This is a genomic window from Aurantimicrobium minutum (genome assembly GCF_029893825.1).
Lineage (GTDB): Bacteria > Actinomycetota > Actinomycetes > Actinomycetales > Microbacteriaceae > Aurantimicrobium > Aurantimicrobium minutum_C.
The window spans coordinates 1,026,563-1,043,118 of the sequence record NZ_JARXXV010000001.1; the positions used below are offsets into that span (position 1 = coordinate 1,026,563).

General features: G+C 53.2%; 14 protein-coding genes. 6 read left to right on the plus strand and 8 right to left on the minus strand.

From position 1 onward, the window contains the following. Positions 1 to 2: 2 nt before the first annotated feature. On the minus strand, positions 3 to 1,466 hold the full coding sequence (locus tag M2120_RS04920; protein ID WP_280797604.1) for an aldehyde dehydrogenase: 1,464 nt from the start codon (positions 1,464 to 1,466) through the stop codon (positions 3 to 5). 116 nt (positions 1,467 to 1,582) lie between these two features. On the opposite strand from M2120_RS04920, the gene M2120_RS04925 reads away from it, so the two are divergent. Next, complete coding sequence (locus M2120_RS04925; RefSeq protein WP_280797605.1) at positions 1,583 to 2,281, plus strand: gamma-glutamyl-gamma-aminobutyrate hydrolase family protein; 699 nt, start codon at positions 1,583 to 1,585, stop codon at positions 2,279 to 2,281. Here the strand turns inward: M2120_RS04925 and M2120_RS04930 are convergent. After that, positions 2,278 to 2,772, minus strand: a complete 495-nt coding sequence (locus tag M2120_RS04930) for a MarR family winged helix-turn-helix transcriptional regulator (RefSeq protein ID WP_280797606.1) — start codon at positions 2,770 to 2,772, stop codon at positions 2,278 to 2,280. The two genes, M2120_RS04925 and M2120_RS04930, sit on opposite strands and share 4 nt — an antisense overlap. Before the next feature lie 117 nt (positions 2,773 to 2,889). Between M2120_RS04930 and M2120_RS04935 the strand changes: the two genes are divergently transcribed. Continuing rightward, positions 2,890 to 4,128 (plus strand): cytochrome P450, encoded by a 1,239-nt coding sequence (locus M2120_RS04935; protein WP_280797607.1) that lies wholly within the window; start codon positions 2,890 to 2,892, stop codon positions 4,126 to 4,128. A 97-nt stretch (positions 4,129 to 4,225) separates the two neighbouring features. Here M2120_RS04935 and M2120_RS04940 read toward each other — a convergent pair whose 3' ends face one another. Then, positions 4,226 to 4,933, minus strand: coding sequence for a type 1 glutamine amidotransferase (locus M2120_RS04940; RefSeq protein ID WP_280797608.1), 708 nt, complete (start codon positions 4,931 to 4,933; stop codon positions 4,226 to 4,228). 137 nt (positions 4,934 to 5,070) lie between these two features. Here M2120_RS04940 and M2120_RS04945 point away from each other — a divergent pair, with 137 nt between their 5' ends. Then, the gene (locus M2120_RS04945; RefSeq protein WP_280797609.1) at positions 5,071 to 6,423 is read left to right on the plus strand and encodes a glutamine synthetase family protein; all 1,353 of its coding nucleotides are present in this window, start codon (positions 5,071 to 5,073) and stop codon (positions 6,421 to 6,423) included. 79 nt (positions 6,424 to 6,502) lie between these two features. Here M2120_RS04945 and M2120_RS04950 read toward each other — a convergent pair whose 3' ends face one another. After that, positions 6,503 to 7,318: an acetoacetate decarboxylase family protein gene (locus M2120_RS04950; RefSeq protein WP_280797610.1), complete on the minus strand. Its 816-nt coding sequence runs from the start codon at positions 7,316 to 7,318 to the stop codon at positions 6,503 to 6,505. Positions 7,319 to 7,507: 189 nt separating this feature from the next. Between M2120_RS04950 and M2120_RS04955 the strand changes: the two genes are divergently transcribed. Further along, positions 7,508 to 9,004: an APC family permease gene (locus M2120_RS04955; RefSeq protein WP_280797611.1), complete on the plus strand. Its 1,497-nt coding sequence runs from the start codon at positions 7,508 to 7,510 to the stop codon at positions 9,002 to 9,004. A gap of 126 nt (positions 9,005 to 9,130) precedes the next feature. Here M2120_RS04955 and M2120_RS04960 read toward each other — a convergent pair whose 3' ends face one another. Both M2120_RS04960 and M2120_RS04965 read right to left on the minus strand, forming a co-directional pair. Next, the gene (locus M2120_RS04960; RefSeq protein WP_280797612.1) at positions 9,131 to 10,639 is read right to left on the minus strand and encodes an aldehyde dehydrogenase; all 1,509 of its coding nucleotides are present in this window, start codon (positions 10,637 to 10,639) and stop codon (positions 9,131 to 9,133) included. 20 nt (positions 10,640 to 10,659) lie between these two features. After that, positions 10,660 to 11,625: an alcohol dehydrogenase catalytic domain-containing protein gene (locus M2120_RS04965; protein ID WP_280797613.1), complete on the minus strand. Its 966-nt coding sequence runs from the start codon at positions 11,623 to 11,625 to the stop codon at positions 10,660 to 10,662. A gap of 111 nt (positions 11,626 to 11,736) precedes the next feature. Between M2120_RS04965 and M2120_RS04970 the strand changes: the two genes are divergently transcribed. Next, positions 11,737 to 13,080 (plus strand): glutamine synthetase family protein, encoded by a 1,344-nt coding sequence (locus M2120_RS04970; RefSeq protein ID WP_280797614.1) that lies wholly within the window; start codon positions 11,737 to 11,739, stop codon positions 13,078 to 13,080. A 14-nt stretch (positions 13,081 to 13,094) separates the two neighbouring features. Beyond that, complete coding sequence (locus tag M2120_RS04975; RefSeq protein ID WP_280797615.1) at positions 13,095 to 13,811, plus strand: type 1 glutamine amidotransferase; 717 nt, start codon at positions 13,095 to 13,097, stop codon at positions 13,809 to 13,811. A gap of 78 nt (positions 13,812 to 13,889) precedes the next feature. Here M2120_RS04975 and M2120_RS04980 read toward each other — a convergent pair whose 3' ends face one another. Together M2120_RS04980 and M2120_RS04985 are read right to left on the minus strand one after the other, a co-directional pair. Further along, positions 13,890 to 15,368, minus strand: a complete 1,479-nt coding sequence (locus M2120_RS04980) for an NAD-dependent succinate-semialdehyde dehydrogenase (RefSeq protein ID WP_280797616.1) — start codon at positions 15,366 to 15,368, stop codon at positions 13,890 to 13,892. 14 nt (positions 15,369 to 15,382) lie between these two features. Next, positions 15,383 to 16,537, minus strand: coding sequence for an acyl-CoA dehydrogenase family protein (locus M2120_RS04985; RefSeq protein ID WP_280797617.1), 1,155 nt, complete (start codon positions 16,535 to 16,537; stop codon positions 15,383 to 15,385). Between the last annotated feature and the right edge of the window lie 19 nt (positions 16,538 to 16,556).

Sequence of the window (16,556 nt, forward strand, 5' to 3'; positions counted from 1 at the left end):
GATTATTCCTTCCATCCATGTGGTGAAACTACGGTGTTTTTGACATCTGCGTAGAAGTCGAATGACCAGGTGCCGCCATCGCGGCCGATACCCGACTTCTTAGATCCGCCGAAGGGTGCACGCAGGTCACGTACGAAGAAGCAGTTCACCCAAATGGTTCCTGCAACTAATACGTCCGTGATCTTCTTGGCGTGCTCTTGGTTTCCAGAAACAACTACTGCTGCCAGACCAAACTCGGTTCCATTGGCACGCTCAATGACTTCTTCGTCAGTCTTGAATGTCATCATGCACAGCACGGGTCCAAAGATCTCACTGGTGACAATCTCTGAACCTGGCGTGGGGTTCTTTACCAAGGTTGGCTTGAAGAAGAGTCCACCTAGTTCAGCATTGGGCTCACCGCCCCACACAATCTCTTGACCTTCCGCCTTGGCGCGGTCAACGAATCCCTTTACACGGTCGAAGTGGACCTGGTGAATCTGGGGACCAATGTCTGTGTTCTCGTCGCGGGGGTCACCCTGCTTGATGGCAGCTGCCTTTTCGCCAAACTTGGTGGCGAATTCATCCGCAACATTCTCGTGAACAAAGATTCGAGTACCCGAGAGGCACACCTGGCCTGCGTTGTCATACTGCTCAACTGCAATCTCTGTTGCCAAATCAAGGTCAGCATCTTCGAGCACGATCATGGGGCTCTTGCCACCAAGTTCGAAGGAGCATGGCGTGAGGTTATCTGCCGCAGCCCGGGCAATCACCTTGGCAGTGGGAACGGAACCTGTGAAAGAGATGCGGTTGATTTCTGGGTGGGCAACAAGTGCAGAACCAATTTCCTTGCCATAGCCCTGAACCACATTGAAAACACCGTCAGGAATACCTGCCTGCTTGGTCAAGTCGGCAAAGAAGGATGCACTCAGTGGAGTCCACTCTGCGGGCTTAAGAATGACGGTGTCACCGGCGGCGAGCGCGGGACCAATCTTCCAGGTTGCCAACATCAGTGGGGCATTCCAGGGGGTGATCAGCACAGCAACACCGGAAGGATCCCAGCTGACGTTGTTGGTGTGACCACGGGTTTCGAACTTCTCGTGGTGAAGCTCGTTGATTGCCCAATCTGCAAAGAAGCGGATGTTCATCGCAACACGGGGCATGACACCGCGGCGGTGTGAGCGCAGTAGCGAACCGTTGTCCATGGTTTCTAGCTGCGAGAGGGTCTCGTTGTTCTCTTCAATCAAGTCAGCAAGTTTGTGGAGGAGTACTCCACGGCCCTGGGGGCCCAGTGCTGCCCAGGCGGGGAAAGCAGCTCGCGCAGCGGCTACCGCTGCGTCTGCTTCTGCTTGACCACCGCGAGAAATCTCGCCGAGGAAGGTGCCATCAATGGGTGAGGTGTTGGTAAAAGTCTCTGCAGAGGAGACGCGTGAGCCACCGATGTAGTGGCGGGTGTCAATCTCGACACCGGCAACGCTAATTGAGCTCATGTGGCAGGTCCTCACATCTTTGTGTAGAAGTAATCATTCGTATACTAACGATTATTGCTACTATATAAAAGTCATGCAAGATAAAAATTGTTTTTATCACTAAGGAAGGTCTGCAGATGGTTCGCCCTCGCATTGCCATACTCGCAAGATTCGCCGAGAACACCTCCGCTACGCGCTATGCAGCTGTCATTACTGCCCGCCGCTTGGCCGAAGGCGTCTGGGCCGCAGGCGGAGAACCGTTGACCTTCCTCCCCGTTGCAGGAAGTAACTGGGCAGAGCGACTTGACGGTATCGATGGTGTGCTCATGCCGGGCGGGGCCGACATCAATCCCTCTACCTATGGCCAGTCCATTTCCTCTGAGCACGTCTATGACGTCGATGACCTAGCTGACGAAACTGATATTTCTCTCGTGAAATATGCCCTGGAAAAGGGCATTCCAGTTCTCGCCATTTGTCGAGGCCTCCAAATCACAAATGTTGCCCTCGGTGGGTCGCTTGTTCAGCACATGGACATTCCCCACCAGCACCATGTTGCTCCAGTGACGATTGATAAGTATGTCGATGAGTTGGGCCTGAGCTCTGCCACAGTCGAAGCGTCGTGCTACCACCACCAAATGATTGATCAGGTGGGAGCTGGTGTTGAGGTTATTGGACGCTCTGCCGAAGGTTTTGTTGAAGCAGTGAAATTCGATTCACCTGCTTGGGCCTTTGGTGTGCAGTGGCACCCAGAAGATAACTACGACACCAACCGCCCACAAGCGGAGTTATTTGAACGCTTTGTTGCCGAATCTGCAGCGTTCGGTAAAAAGAACTAGCCTTCGATCTTTTCGGTAATGGCACGCAGCATGTCTGCAAGTTCACTGCGCTTGCCCGGTGCAACCGGTGAAACAACCTCAACCTCTTGACGGTTGAAAGCGGGGAAAAGGTTTTCCATCAAGTCGTGACCCTTTTTGGTGAGGGTGACAAGTACAAGGCGACCATCTTCTGTGCTGCGGGTGCGCACGACGAGATCGAGCTTTTCCAGTGTGCTGAGCACACCAGTCAATGTTGCTTTTGAAATTCCTGCCTCAGCAGCAATGTCTCGGGTTTCTGCAGGCTCCCAAATCCAAGTCACCCACAGCACTACAAATGCAGTCCAGCTCAAACCACTCTCGGAAAGCACATTGCGCTCGAAGTGATTGCGAACAGCACTAGCAGCACGGAACAGGTTAGATGAGACAGCCATTGCTTCAAAGTCCAACGCCATGTGGCTCAGGCGGTTTGCAACGCGAGCTTCTGTTTCCCCGAGGGTGTGGCTACCAGTCATATGTGTTCCTCAAACTTTCTCTAACCATTGTGGAGGAAGGACTTGACTTCGGCACTCTGGTTTGAGTTATATTATTTATATTGTTCGTATCCAAACAATCTCGATGAGGAGATCTCAATGGCAAGTCGCTCACTAGCCGACCTCGATGTTTTTGACAACGGAGCTCCTTGGGATCTCTTTGCTGAACTTCGCCAGAACGATCCAGTTAACTGGAGCGACGAAACAGATGGCGGCCACGGTTTCTGGTCTGTTATGCGCTATCACGACATTGTGAAAGTTCTGCGCGACCCAGATACCTTCACCAGTAGCCACTTCACCAACCTGGAAGAACTCGAACCTGACCAGGAAGAGGCACGTCGTTCTCTTCTCGACTCGGACGGAACACGTCACCGCGCACTGCGTCGTCTGCTTCAGAACGACTTCACCCCAAACAACGTTGCGAAGTATGAAACATTCCTGCGTGGTTTGACTGCAACCACTCTGGACAACGCTTTTGCCAAGGGTGAGTTCGACTTCCTACACGATGTAGCAGCGGACTACCCCATTCGCGTTCTGGCACGTCTGCTTGAAATTCCAGACACCGACATCGAGAACATCATTCGATGGGGTAACGCAATGATTGGCTCTAGCGACCCCAGCCTGACAGATCTTCTTCCTACAGATCCTGAAAGTGAAAAGTACCGTCTGGTTCCTTTCCGCTCCCCTGCAGCTCTCGAGGTGTTCGCCTACGGTGACGAACTCAAGCGTCAGCGCAAGGGTCGCAATGGTACTGACATCATCTCCACCATGATCAACTCTGTGCCCATGGACGGAATGCCACTGAGCGATCAGGAATACCACACCAACTTCCTGCTGTTGATTGTCGCTGGTCACGAGACCACTCGTCAGACCATTGCACACACGATGAACAACTTGATCAACAACCCTGAGGTCATTGCATACCTCCAGGAGAACCCTCAGGACATTCCTTGGGCTGTTGAAGAGTTCCTGCGTTACGCAAGCCCCATCTATCACTTCCGCCGCACCGCGACCAAGGATGTTGAATTTGGTGGCAAGGAAATCAAGGCGGGCCAGAAGGTTGTGACCTGGTTCGCTTCTGGTAACCGTGACCCTGAGGTCTTCGCAGACCCAGAAAAGATGATTCCTACTCGTCTTCCAAACGAACACATGACCTTCGGTCGTGGTGGCCCCCACATGTGCTTGGGTAATGCCCTGGCACGTATCGAACTCATCATTATGTTTGAAGACATCATCTCCCGTATCGACAAGATGGAGCGCACCGGTCCTATGGACTTCGTTCACTCCAACTTCATCCACGGCATCAAGTCCATGCCTGTGAAGGTCACCCTTCGCTAGGGCATAGATCACCTGCAGTCGTCTCACTGCAGTATTGGTCTCCAATAAGTAATGCCCCCGATTCTTCGGGGGCATTACTTTTGTATTGCTGTGATTGTTAGATCAAGCCTGCTACACGACTGAGGAAAGAATCCACGAGTGCATAGGTGCGCTCTTGTCCGGCGGCATCTTCTGCCCGTGTTTGGTTGAGGAGTATTTCTGGGTTTTGGTGATCGCGTTCAACCTGGGGCACGCCTCCCTCATCCAACCAGCCTTTGAGCGCTGCGGAGTCGAGTTCAGGGTGGAACTGCACACCGAGTGATTTGTTGATGGTGAATGCCTGCGGTGCAATAGGGTTACGAGCAATCTCTGTGGCTCCTGGAGGAACAGTCAAAATGTCGTAGTGGAATTGGAACCATGGGCCATTGCCAACCAGGCTCTGATCATCGCTCCAGATATAGGTCCATCCGATTTCAGGATGTTCACCCGGTGCCACTGAACCGCCAAGTGAGCGAGCCATCAGTTGTGCTCCGAAGCAGATGCCTAGAACAGGCTTGTTTGATGTGACGAGATTGCGGCACAGTTCGATTTCTGGAGTGAGCCAGTTGCCGATGCACTTGTCATCCCACGCACCCCAAGGCGCCCCTAAGAAGACGACGAGGTCAAACTCATCGGTGTTGGGAAATTCAACAGAAACGTTGGGCTCTTTAAATGACGACTTTGGAACCACAAGGAACTCAGTGATTTCAAATCCATGGTGCTCAAGACGACGTCCGAGTGGGCCCGTTGGGCTGACATGGTCGTGTTGAATAACAAGGGCTTTCACAAACTGCTCCTCAGTTAGAGAATGAGTACACATAAGAATATGTGAGAAATATTTTGCGGTTCTAGAGGGAATCGGTAATATTCGTTAGTATCCTAACGATACCTCTTAGACCACACATTTGCCACAAAGGAGTAGCAATGGTTCACGATCTAGCCAAGCTTCGCGATGACCTCGGGGAGCGCGGAATTGATGTTCTGCGCGTTATTTTTTCCGACGTGCTCGGAATCCCCCGCTCCAAGGACATCCTTGTCAGCCAGCTAGACAAAGCTGCCCACAACGGTCCTGCTTTTAGTCAAGGAGTGTGGACCACAACAACAGGTGGTGAATTCCACGAAGCCAACGGCATTGCTAACGATGGCCTCCAGGACTTCGTAACCAAGATTCTTCCCCGCACTATTTCTCCTCTGGGTTGGGAACCTGGAGTTGCCTACATCATCGGCGACGCCTTCAACCCGGACGGCAAGCCCAACATGATGTCACCACGCTCTGTGTTGGAGAAGGTGCTCCAGAGCTACAAGAAGCTCGGACTTCACCCCGTGGTTGGACCAGAGCTTGAGTTCTATATCTCTAACCAAGATGAGAATGGCAAATTCTCACGCTCCCTATCTCAAACCGGTCGTGTGTATATGACAGGCACCTTGGTTGACCCAGACGGAGACTTCCTTCACCTGATGCGTATGCTCGATGGCCTCAACATTGGAGCATTCGCTGGCAACCACGAATTCAGCCCCAGCCAGTATGAAATCAACCTGTGGCACTCAGAAGCACTTGATGCAGCTGACCGCACCTTCTTCTTCAAGACCGCAGTCAAGGACATCATTGCCAAGCGCGGCAAGCACGCCACCTTCCTCGGCAAGCCATGGAGCGACGAGGGCGGATCTGGATTCCACCTGCACTTCTCTGTCACAGACGCTGACGGAATCAACAAGATGCACGACGGCCGAGGAAACCTTTCTCCTGCAGCCAAGATGTTGATTGCGGGAATTGTGAAGCACGCAAATGCCTTAACTGCGTTCACCAACCCCACCGTCAACGCATTCAAGCGTCTTGGTCCAGACACCCTGGCTCCCTACCGTTCCAACTGGGGATACGACAACCGTTCCTGCATGATTCGCATTCCACCAGAGCGCGGCCAGGGAACTCGCCTCGAGATTCGCGTGGGCGACGGTGCTGCGAACCCTTACCTCGTTATTGCAGCAATCCTGGCAGCTGGTCTCGATGGCATCGTCAACGAGATGGAATGTCCTCCAGATGCAGTCGGTATGGCTTACGACAACGAGGGTGCAGAAATCTTGCCCGAGACCTTCACCGAATCGCTGGATGCACTCGAAGCAGACGACGCGCTGCGCACCCAGCTCTCTGAGGAGCTGGTCAACGTGTTCATGGTGCTCAAGCGTGATGAGATCGCTCGCTACGAAGCAACGGTGAAAGACCCCAAGACGCGTGAAGTTACCGAGTGGGAAATCACTGAGTACGCAGCTGCTTACTAACGATCACTGCTCCCCAGCAGGAGCAATGAATATAAAGAACCCCCGGAGATATTCTCCGGGGGTTCTTTGATGATCTGAATTAGATGCTGGGGTTAGATCCCAAGTCAGCGACCAAGGTTCCACCGTTAAAGGTTGTGCCAACTTCTCGGAAGTAACCACCAAGGATCTTCTCGACAGGAAGGAGTGAGCCAAGCTCATCCCACTGTGAGTCACCAAGGGTGAGTTCTGCTTCGCCACCCCATGCCTGTCCGAGGTCAAGGTCGACACCGCCCATCTCAATGAGCTGGTTGAGTGAGAGACCAGCACCTGGAGTGATGGAGGGAACCCAGCGGCTGTGGAGCATGCGGTGACCGTTGACGAAACCGTTGCTCTCAACGGGCTCGCGCAAGGTGACCTTTGCTGATGCTAGGCGGTGGTCGTAGGCAGTGAGGCTCGCACCGAACATGGCACCGGCCTCGAGGCGAGGAGTTGCCTTTCCGCGGTTGTAAACGCGAGTGGCGTGCATGGACCCAAGCTTCTTGGGGTAGCCCTGGAACCAGCCACGTGCCATGGCGAAGTCCTTGGTGACCCAGATGGCTACACATCGGCTGTAGGTCACACCTTCATACTTGCAACGCACAACCACGAAGGTCTCCATGTACTGCGAACGATCTGGGTCCATCAGCTCTTCGAAGTCGTTGCTGCAGGACTGCCAGTCTGCCCAAATCAATGCAACAGCACCAGGCTGCTCATCTGCGAGCTCAAGCTCAGGGGGAAGTATGGCGCGGACGTTGGCAGGATCAGTTAGATACTCGACAGTGAGTAGCGTTCCTGAATAGTGCCAGGGCATCTCTGGAATGATGGCGCTTTTACCGGTTGGGGTCTTTGGCGCAAGAAAGCCTTTAAGTTCAGTCATGAAGATAAGAATATAGGTCATTCGTATCCGAACAAAACCTTTGTTTGAAGTATTTTTTTACAGAAAATATTCTGTATTTCTGTCAGGAACAGTAATACCCTTGACTTGACCCCGTCAGTAATTTTTGACAAAGTTAGACAATCGTTTATATCCAAACGATTGTTATGAACTCAATGAGGAGATCAAATAATGTCATCCACTCAGACAACTGAGGAAGGAAAACTCCACAAGGGCCGTCTCGGCATTGCTGGAATCGTCTTCTTCGTTGTAGCCGCATCAGCCCCTATGGCTGGTATGACAGGTACCGTTCCGGTAGCTGCTGTTCTCGGTGACGGCGTAGCCGTTCCTGGAGCTTTCGTATTCGTAGGTCTTATCCTGCTTCTGTTCAGCGTCGGTTTCACCGCGATGAGCCACAAGGTCACCAACGCCGGTGCCTTCTTCGCATATGTAGGTAAGGGCCTCGGCGTCAACATGGGTGTTGCGACATCCTTTGTCTCCGTGCTCGCATACATGACCGTTCAGTTCTGTATTTATGGCTTCTTTGGCGCCATGATGAGCTTCACCTTCGCACCAATGGGTCTCGACCTGCCTTGGTTCGTCTGGTTCATCATTGGCTGGGTGCTTGTCACCACTCTCTCGCTCTTCAGCGTTGACGTGGGAGCAAAGTTCCTCGGTGTCCTCACCTCTCTTGAAGTTCTCTCCATGCTCATTACCGCCATTGTGATCCTGTCAAACGGTGGTCCAGAAGGTCTGAACTTCGACGCGAGCTTCAACCCCTCCAACATCTTTGTTGGTGGCATCACCGGCACCGCTGGTATTGCACTCTCCTTCGCCTTCGCTTCCTTCATCGGATTCGAATCAACCGCTATTTACGGTGAAGAAGCTAAGGACCCCAAGAAGACCGTTCGCCGCGCAACCTACTGGGCCGTCGGAATCATCGCTGGTCTGTTCGCAATTGTGAGCTTCGCCATGATGACCGGTATGGGTTCATCAGATGCAATCAACCAGATCCTCGAGCGTTCAGACGGACTTGCAAACCCTGCAAACGTACTGTTCTCACTCACCAGCGAATACGTTGGACCTTGGATGGCTTCCATCATGCAGGTACTGATTCTCACCAGCCTCTTTGCAGGTCTGCTAGCTTTCCAGAACGCTGGATCTCGCTACTTCTTTGCAATGAGCCGTGGTGGAGTTCTTCCTCACCAGCTCGCCAAGACCAACCGTCGCGGCGCACCTTCCGCAGGTGTATGGACCATGTCCATCGCAGGTCTGATTGTTGTTGGATTGTTCGCAATCTTCCAGCTTGACCCCATCCTGAACCTGTTCTACTGGCTCAGCGCAGTTGCCGTTCTCGCCATCACTTTGGTTGAGATCCTGGTTTCGATTGCGGTTATCTCCTACTTCATGAAGAACGAGGGAGCTAACGTGTGGCAAGGCAAGATTGCTCCAGCCCTGGCTGCAATTGGTATGACCTTGGCTATCTACCTGGTTGTCGCCCGCTTCAACCTGCTTGCAGGAACCGTAGCGGATGGCGTTGACCCAACTCTCCCAGAAAGTGCTTTCCAGCTGAGCCCACTTGGTTGGTTCTTGGTAACACTTCCTGCGATCTTCTTCGTCATCGGCCTCATCGTGGGTGTCCTCGACAAGAAGGAAAACGCATCGCTGACCGAGGACATGATGTCCTAATCAGCAACAACAACTGGGGCGCTCACCTGCATAAGGTGGGCGCCCCTTTTTATGCCCTTACCTACACAGCTGCTGCACACACAAGAATGCCCCCGCTTTCGCAGGGGCATTCTTACTGTTTATTTGTTAGAGCTTGATGTAGGTGGTCTTGAGCTCGGTGTATTTATCTAGAGCATGACGTGACTTATCGCGCCCATTACCGCTCATCTTGAAACCGCCAAAGGGAACCGTAAGATCACCTTCTTCGTAGCAGTTCACCCAGACCGTTCCGGCCCGAACCTGACGTGCTAGACGGTGGACCTTAGAAACGTTTGCCGTCCACAGACCTGCTGCTAGACCGTAGTCAGAGTTGTTTGCCACCTGGATTGCTTCTTCATCACTCTTCACGGTGGTGACGGAGAGCACAGGTCCAAAGACTTCCTCTTGAGCTAGTGCCGAGTTGGGGTTCACGTTGACGAACACGGTGGGCTGGTAATACGCACCGCCAGAAAGTGGACCGCTGAGATCAACCGAGTTTCCACCGAGGGCAAGCGTGGAGCCATCTGCAAGCGCACGGTCAACGTGTGCCTGGACTTCAGCACGGCGTGAGGATGACGCCAATGGTCCCATCTTTGTGCTGTCACTGAATGGGTCGCCGGGCTGGTAGTTCTCTGCTGCCTTGATCACGCCAGCAATCACTTCATCTGCGACATCTTGGTGAACAATCAAACGCGACGGTGCTGTGCACATTTGACCAGTGTTGAAGAAGATGCCCCATGCGGCAGTATCAATTGCTGCTTGGAGGTCGGGGGCATCCGGCAGGATGATGTTCGGCGATTTACCACCAAGCTCCAGCCAAACCCTCTTCAGGTTGGACTGTGCTGCGTATTCCATATAGGCACGGCCCACCTCAGTAGAACCGGTGAATGCGAGGGAGTCCACGGCGCGGTGGAGTCCGAGACCTTTACCAATAACTGAACCGCGTCCGGGCAAGACGTTGAGCACACCGGCTGGAATGCCTGCTTCCAAAGCTAGTTCTGCAATGCGCACTGCGGTGAGCGGAGTGAGGTCAGCAGGTTTGTGAACAACAGTGCAGCCAACAGCGAGCGCTGGAGCAATCTTCCACGCTGACAAGGTCAGCGGAAAATTCCACGGCGTCACTACGGCAACCACACCCACAGGCTCTCGAGTGATCAATGCGAGATCATCATCACCAACGGGGGAGATTTCGTCGAGTTCTTTATCTGCCATTTCGGCATACCAGCGATAACTGTTGATCAATGCTCGAAGCTCAATGCCCCACGCATCTGCGATGGGCTTGCCCATCTCCGCGCTGAGCATGGTGGCAAGCTCGGTGCGGTGCTGCTCCATAAGACCTACCCACGCTAGCATCAGTTCCTTGCGCTTCTTAGGTGCCATGCGCGGCCAGGGGCCCTCATCGAACGCTGTGCGGGCCGCAGCAACTGCCTGCTCTAGTTCATCACTGGTTGCGTAAGGAACCTGAGTGACTGTTGATCCATCTCGTGGGGTAACAAGTGGAACATACGAGTCATCTTTGGCGGCTTGTGCCTTGCCATCGATGACCATGGCCTGGGGCCAGGTCAAAGAATTTGCGTAGTCAGTCCATTCTTGAACACTCTTGGTAGGAAAGTTCATCTTTAGTTCCTTACAGCTTCTTATTCGGCAACGGTGAGGACGACTCGGCCACGGATTTCTCCCCGGCGCAAACGGTCGAGTGCTTCTTGAGCGTCGTCGAGTGGCATGGTTTCAACCAGGTGTGCAACACCCTGCGTCTTGACGAACTCCAGGAGTTCTTTCATTTCTTCCAAACTTCCCCAGATGCTTGTGGTGATAACTGCCTCGCTGGGGATGACGCCCACACCAAATTCGAGACGACCACCAGCAAGTCCGACCACAACAAGAATGCCTTGACGGTTTACTGCACCAGCAGCTGCCTGCATAGTGGGGTTTGCTCCCACGAAATCAATGATGGCGTCATACTTCACCCCAGCAGGAAGTTCTTTGACTGCGTGATCAGCTCCAAGTTCCTTTGCAGCTGCCATTTTGTCATCTGCCATATCGAGAACAGTAAGTTCGACGTTGGCAAGCTTCTTGATGAACTGAACCGCAAACTGGCCCAAGCCACCTGCGCCGATGATGAGCGCTTTCGCGCCTGGAACGTTGAGGTGCGGAAGCGTACGCTTGACTGCGCGGAAAGCGGTGAGCCCACCGCAGGCGAGTGGCGCTGTTGTCACAGGGTCCAAGTCCCCAATGGGAACGAGGTAATCCCGGCTAGGAACGCGCATGTATTCGCTGTAACCGCCGTCATCAACCACCCCAGCTTCGTGGCTGTTGGCGCAAATCATTTCCAAACCAGCGTTGCACTGACGGCAGTCATCCTTGCGACATCCCCATGGTGCATAAACAAGAACTCGGCCCAGCTCAGGGTGTTCACCCACGACTTCGTGACCGAGTACTAGTGGGAGTGGTCCACCAAAGTGTCCATCGGCAACATGAATGTCCGAATGACACACACCGCAGGCAATTACTTTGACGATTTCTTCGCCCGGACCGGCAGTTGGAATCTCGCGTTCTTCTCGCAGCAATGGCATATTTGCTTCCGCCAATACGTAAGTTTTCACGAGACCTCCACAGTGAGAAATGCCCGGCAATAGTTGCCGGAGAAGTAACCCTCGGTTACTCTATATATTGTATATCCGATTGTCGGATCTGTAACTCAAAGATGAGGAACCATGGCTTCACAGACCGCTACTGCAGCAAAAACCTTGGCTGATTGCGCAAAGATCATCTCCGAAAACAACATTCACACCGTGGAATGTATTTTCACCGACACCTGGGGAATGCCGCGCGGTAAGCGTCTGCCAGTGGAACAGTTCCTCTCCGGTGCAGGCTTTGCCATCTCCGGTGTCGCGTTCTCGTGGAACTTCCGTTCCGACGTCGAGGCGACTCCATGGTTCGAACGCGACATGGGTGCTCCCGACATGAAGGCGATCCCTGATTTGCAGTCCTTCCGCATTGCTGGGTGGGAAGAAGGCATGGCCAACGTGATGTGTGACATGGTCGATGGCCACACCGGAGAACCCGTCACGATGGATGGTCGCGGCATGCTCAAAAAGACCATTGCTGAATTCGCCAAACTTGGTTACGGCATCAACCTGGCAACCGAACTTGAGTTCCACCTGTTTAACGAAGACTGGACACCCATCTCTGACCAGGCGTATTGCTACTCCATGGACCGTGCAGATGAATTGGAAAACGTCATCGGTGGTATCCGCCACGCACTCGAGCGTTCCGGAATTGAAGTAGAAGCTTCCAACGTTGAATACGGTCCCTCTCAGATTGAAATCAATCTGAAGTATGACGATGCTCTGACCATGGTCGACAAGACCATCTTGTTCCGCCACATTGTGCGTCGCGTTGCACGTCAGAACAGCTTGCACGCAACGTTCATGGCAAAGCCCATCAACGGCGGCGCTGGTTCAGGTATGCACGTGCACCTGAGCCTGACCGATAACAAGGGTAAGAACTTGTTTGCCGCAAAAGACTCAGATCACGTCGTTCACTCTGACCTCATGCGCAAGTTCCTTACTGGTGTACTCAAGCACAACCTCGAACTGCAGATTATTGCTCAGCCCACCCAAAACGACTACAAGCGCATCGTGGACTACTCCTTCTCCCCCACCCAAGTGTGCTGGGGCTTGGACAACCGCCTGGTGGGTGTGCGCTGCATCACAGATGCTGGTCCCGGCACCCGCATGGAAGTTCGATGGGCTGCAGCAGATTCCAATCCCTACCTCGTCGCCCAGGGCTACCTCCAAGCAGGTCTTGACGGTATTCGCAATGAATACGAACTCATTGGTCAAACCATCGGAGATGCTCACCTCGATGAATCGTTGGTTCGCTTCGCCACGAACATGCGCGACTCGTTGGCTAATTTCTCATCGAGCTCATGGGCGCTGGAGTGCTTCGGCAAAGATTTTGTCGAGAACTTCACTGTGATGCAAGAGAATGAAATGGCCGCATTTGCTGCATGGGTTACCGACTGGGAGACCCAGCGCTACCGCGATGTCATCTAATCCAAGGGTTACTAGTGTCTAAAACAATTCTTCTCGTTACGCACGAAGAAACTATTGCCTCTGACTATGGCTACGTAGCTGACTACCTCACCGAGATTGGTCACACCGTCATTCACCATGAGGTACTCAACGCGACCGAAAACCACGATGGTTTCCTACCCGCGAATACCAATTTCCCCTCACTTGAGGGCGTGGACTCCGTCATCGTGTTTGGTTCGTTCACGCACGCATACAACCCAGCAACACGCGCCTGGGTTGAGGAAGAAATTGAGTTCATTCGCAAGGTTCGAAACCGTGGAACTCCGTACTTAGGCATCTGCTTCGGCGCACAACTGCTGGCGGAAGTTCTCGGCGGTCGCACCATCAAGGCGGAGCGTATGGAGGTGGGCATGATCGAATTTGATGCCTCCGCTGGCTGCCCCGCAGCACCGGGTCCCTGGTTCTCTTGGCACAACGACATTGTTGAACTCCCTGCCGATGTTGAAGTTCTTGCCCGCACAGAGATTGCTCCCCAAGTTTTCAAGGCAGGTAATTCTCTCGGAGTGCAGTTCCACCCAGAAGTCACCAAAGAACTGATGGAGGAATGGCTTCGTGTTGGCGGAGATGAGTTGGTGGGTAACTTCACCGCCGAAGAATTCCGTCAAGAATGGGACGCCAAGGGCAAATATGCTCAGGCCCACGGCCGTGAACTCATTGACTGGTTCCTCGAGGTTGAACCGGTAGCTGTTTAGTTCTGAAACCTAAGAAGCCCCCACCACAGTGGGGGCTTCTTGTTTGCCGTGAGGGCGTGGAGGTTGAGTAAGTTTCGCTTAGTAGGTCTCGCGACGCTTCATGGTGAAGTAGCGGATCTCCTGGTATTCCTCGAGACCTTCTGCACCACCTTCACGTCCAGTGCCGGATGCTTTCACGCCGCCGAATGGAGCTGCGATGTTGGAAAGCAAACCGTTGTTGATGCCCACCATGCCGGTCTCGAGTGCTTCAGCCACATTGATGGCGCGATCGAGGTTTTCGGTGAACACGAATGCTGCCAAACCAAATTCGGTGTCATTCGCCTTCTCGATCACTTCTTCTTGCGTGCTGAAGCGAGTGATTGCCGCGACAGGGCCAAAGATTTCAGTCTTTGCAATATCGGCATCTGCTGGCACGTTATCCAGAACAGTTGGTTCGAAGAAGTGACCTTCGCGCTCTGGTGCCTTGCCGCCGGTGCGCAGGGTTGCACCCTTTGCAACGGCATCATTGACCAGGTGAGTCAGTCGTTGAACAGCACGGTCATCAATGACAGGACCTAAATCAACGTCCTTGTTCATTGCGTTGCCCAGCTTGAAGGCAGCCATTTTTGCAGTGAAGCCCTCAATGAATGCGTCAGCGATACCGCCTTGAACAAACATGCGGTTTGCAGCAACACATGTCTGTCCACCGTTACGCATCTTGGCCAAGATGGCGCCTTCGATTGCACGGTCAAGATCTGCATCATCAAAGACAATGAGCGGTGCGTTTCCACCGAGTTCCATCGAGCTCTTCACGATGTTCTTTGCAGCAAGTTCCATCAAGGTTGAACCCACTGGAGTAGATCCGGTGAAGGAGATTTTGCGCACACGCTGATCGGCGAGCAGCGTGGAGCTAAAACCTGGAGCATCCGTTGTGGTGATGACCTGAACGAGGTCTTCTGGAACTCCAGCTTGAACCATCAGGTCTTGAACAACAACAGTGGTCAACGGGGTTAGGTTTGCTGGCTTGACCACACAAGCACACCCTGCTGCCAGAGCTGGTGCAATCTTGCGAGTTGCCATGGCCATAGGGAAGTTCCACGGCGCGATCAGCACAGCATTTCCTACTGGTGCTCGGCGCACCAAAATGGTGGCATCGCCAGCTGGCGAATCACGGTAGAGACCCTGTGCTCGAAGTGCCTCCTCGGCAAACCAGCGCACATAATCCGCTGAGTACTGGACTTCTGCATAGCCTTCAGCCAGTGGCTTACCCATCTCTCGAGAGATGATGTAGGCAAGGGTGTCCTTGTTCTCGATCAGCTTGGCGTAGACAGCATGAAGAACGTCCGAACGGTGACGAGGTGACGTCTTTGCCCACTTCTTTCCTGCAGCATCTGCCTTTGCCAGTGCCTGCAGTGCGTGTTCTGGAGTGTGGTCAGGAAGTGTCCCAATGACCTTCTCCGTTGCCGGGTCGATGATGTCAAAGGTCTGAGCTGATGGAATCAGTCGTGCTGTGCTGATTGATGCGAGTGCCTTTTCTGAGGCAGCAAGCAGATCGGCATCTGGTTCAAAGTACGACATTGCCTTCTCTTTCTTTACAGTCCGCCGCGTGCAACTAGCTGTGCAGCAATAACGTTCTTTTGAATCTCGTTGGTTCCCTCGCCCACAATCATGAGCGGTGCATCACGGAAGTAGCGTTCAACATCGTATTCGGTTGAGTAACCGTAACCTCCGTGAATACGGATTGCATTGAGCGCAATCTCCATAGCAACTTCAGATGCGTAGAGCTTGGCCATACCCGCTTCCATGTCGCAACGTTCTCCGCTTTCATACTTCTCTGCGGCATAACGAGTGAGCTGACGGGCAGCGGTGAGCTTGGTAGCCATTTCTGCCAAGTAGTTACCAATGGACTGGTGCTTCCAGATGGGTTTACCGAAGGTCTCACGTTCTTGGGCATATTTGAGTGAATCTTCAAGAGCGGCAGCAGCAACACCGAGTGAACGTGCCGCAACTTGCAGGCGGCCGGTCTCGAGCCCCTTCATGAACTGAGTAAATCCATGGCCAGGTTCACCACCGAGAATCTGTGTCACGGGGGTGCGGTAGTCATCAAATGAGATCTCGCAGGATTCCACACCCTTATATCCGAGCTTGGGAAGATCCTTCGAGACAGTGAATCCAGGACCTGGTTCTACCAAGACAATGGACATACCTTTGTGACGGGGTTCTGCTTGTGGATCGGTCTTTACCAGAAGAGCAATCAGTCCCGAACGACGTGCATTAGTAATCCAGGTCTTCGACCCATTGATGACCAAGTCATCTCCGTCAACACGAGCAATAGTTGAGATTCCTTGCAGGTCTGAACCTCCACTGGGCTCAGTCAAGGCCATGGTGGCACGAAGTTCACCGGTGGCCATCAGGGGAAGGTATTTGCTCTTCTGCTCTTCAGTGCCATACATGGTGAGCAACTTGGCAACTACGGTGTGACCGCCCATTGCTCCCGAGAGGCTCATCCATCCCCGGGCCAACTCTTCGGTTACCTGGACATACGCAGGCATGGAAATAGGAAGTCCGTCATATTCTTCAGGAACTGCGAGACCGTAGATACCCATCTCTTTCATCTGTTCAATCCACGCTTCAGGGTATTCGTTGGCGTGCTCTACTTCGTTGACGGTGGGCTTAACGTCGCGATCGATGAATGCTCGGACAGTGTCTACGAGCATCTGTTCATCTTCATTGAGATAAGAGGTCATAAAAACAAAATATATCATA

What these genes read in the sequence shown, in the direction of transcription:
- M2120_RS04950 (WP_280797610.1), bottom strand. Translation starts at nt 7,318, where the DNA reads ATGACTGAACTTAAAGGCTTTCTTGCGCCAAAGACCCCAACCGGTAAA.
- M2120_RS04960 (WP_280797612.1), bottom strand. Translation starts at nt 10,639, where the DNA reads ATGAACTTTCCTACCAAGAGTGTTCAAGAATGGACTGACTACGCAAAT.
- M2120_RS04925 (WP_280797605.1), top strand. Translation starts at nt 1,583, where the DNA reads ATGGTTCGCCCTCGCATTGCCATACTCGCAAGATTCGCCGAGAACACC.
- M2120_RS04985 (WP_280797617.1), bottom strand. Translation starts at nt 16,537, where the DNA reads ATGACCTCTTATCTCAATGAAGATGAACAGATGCTCGTAGACACTGTC.
- M2120_RS04945 (WP_280797609.1), top strand. Translation starts at nt 5,071, where the DNA reads ATGGTTCACGATCTAGCCAAGCTTCGCGATGACCTCGGGGAGCGCGGA.
- M2120_RS04920 (WP_280797604.1), bottom strand. Translation starts at nt 1,466, where the DNA reads ATGAGCTCAATTAGCGTTGCCGGTGTCGAGATTGACACCCGCCACTAC.
- M2120_RS04980 (WP_280797616.1), bottom strand. Translation starts at nt 15,368, where the DNA reads ATGTCGTACTTTGAACCAGATGCCGATCTGCTTGCTGCCTCAGAAAAG.
- M2120_RS04955 (WP_280797611.1), top strand. Translation starts at nt 7,508, where the DNA reads ATGTCATCCACTCAGACAACTGAGGAAGGAAAACTCCACAAGGGCCGT.
- M2120_RS04930 (WP_280797606.1), bottom strand. Translation starts at nt 2,772, where the DNA reads ATGACTGGTAGCCACACCCTCGGGGAAACAGAAGCTCGCGTTGCAAAC.
- M2120_RS04935 (WP_280797607.1), top strand. Translation starts at nt 2,890, where the DNA reads ATGGCAAGTCGCTCACTAGCCGACCTCGATGTTTTTGACAACGGAGCT.
- M2120_RS04970 (WP_280797614.1), top strand. Translation starts at nt 11,737, where the DNA reads ATGGCTTCACAGACCGCTACTGCAGCAAAAACCTTGGCTGATTGCGCA.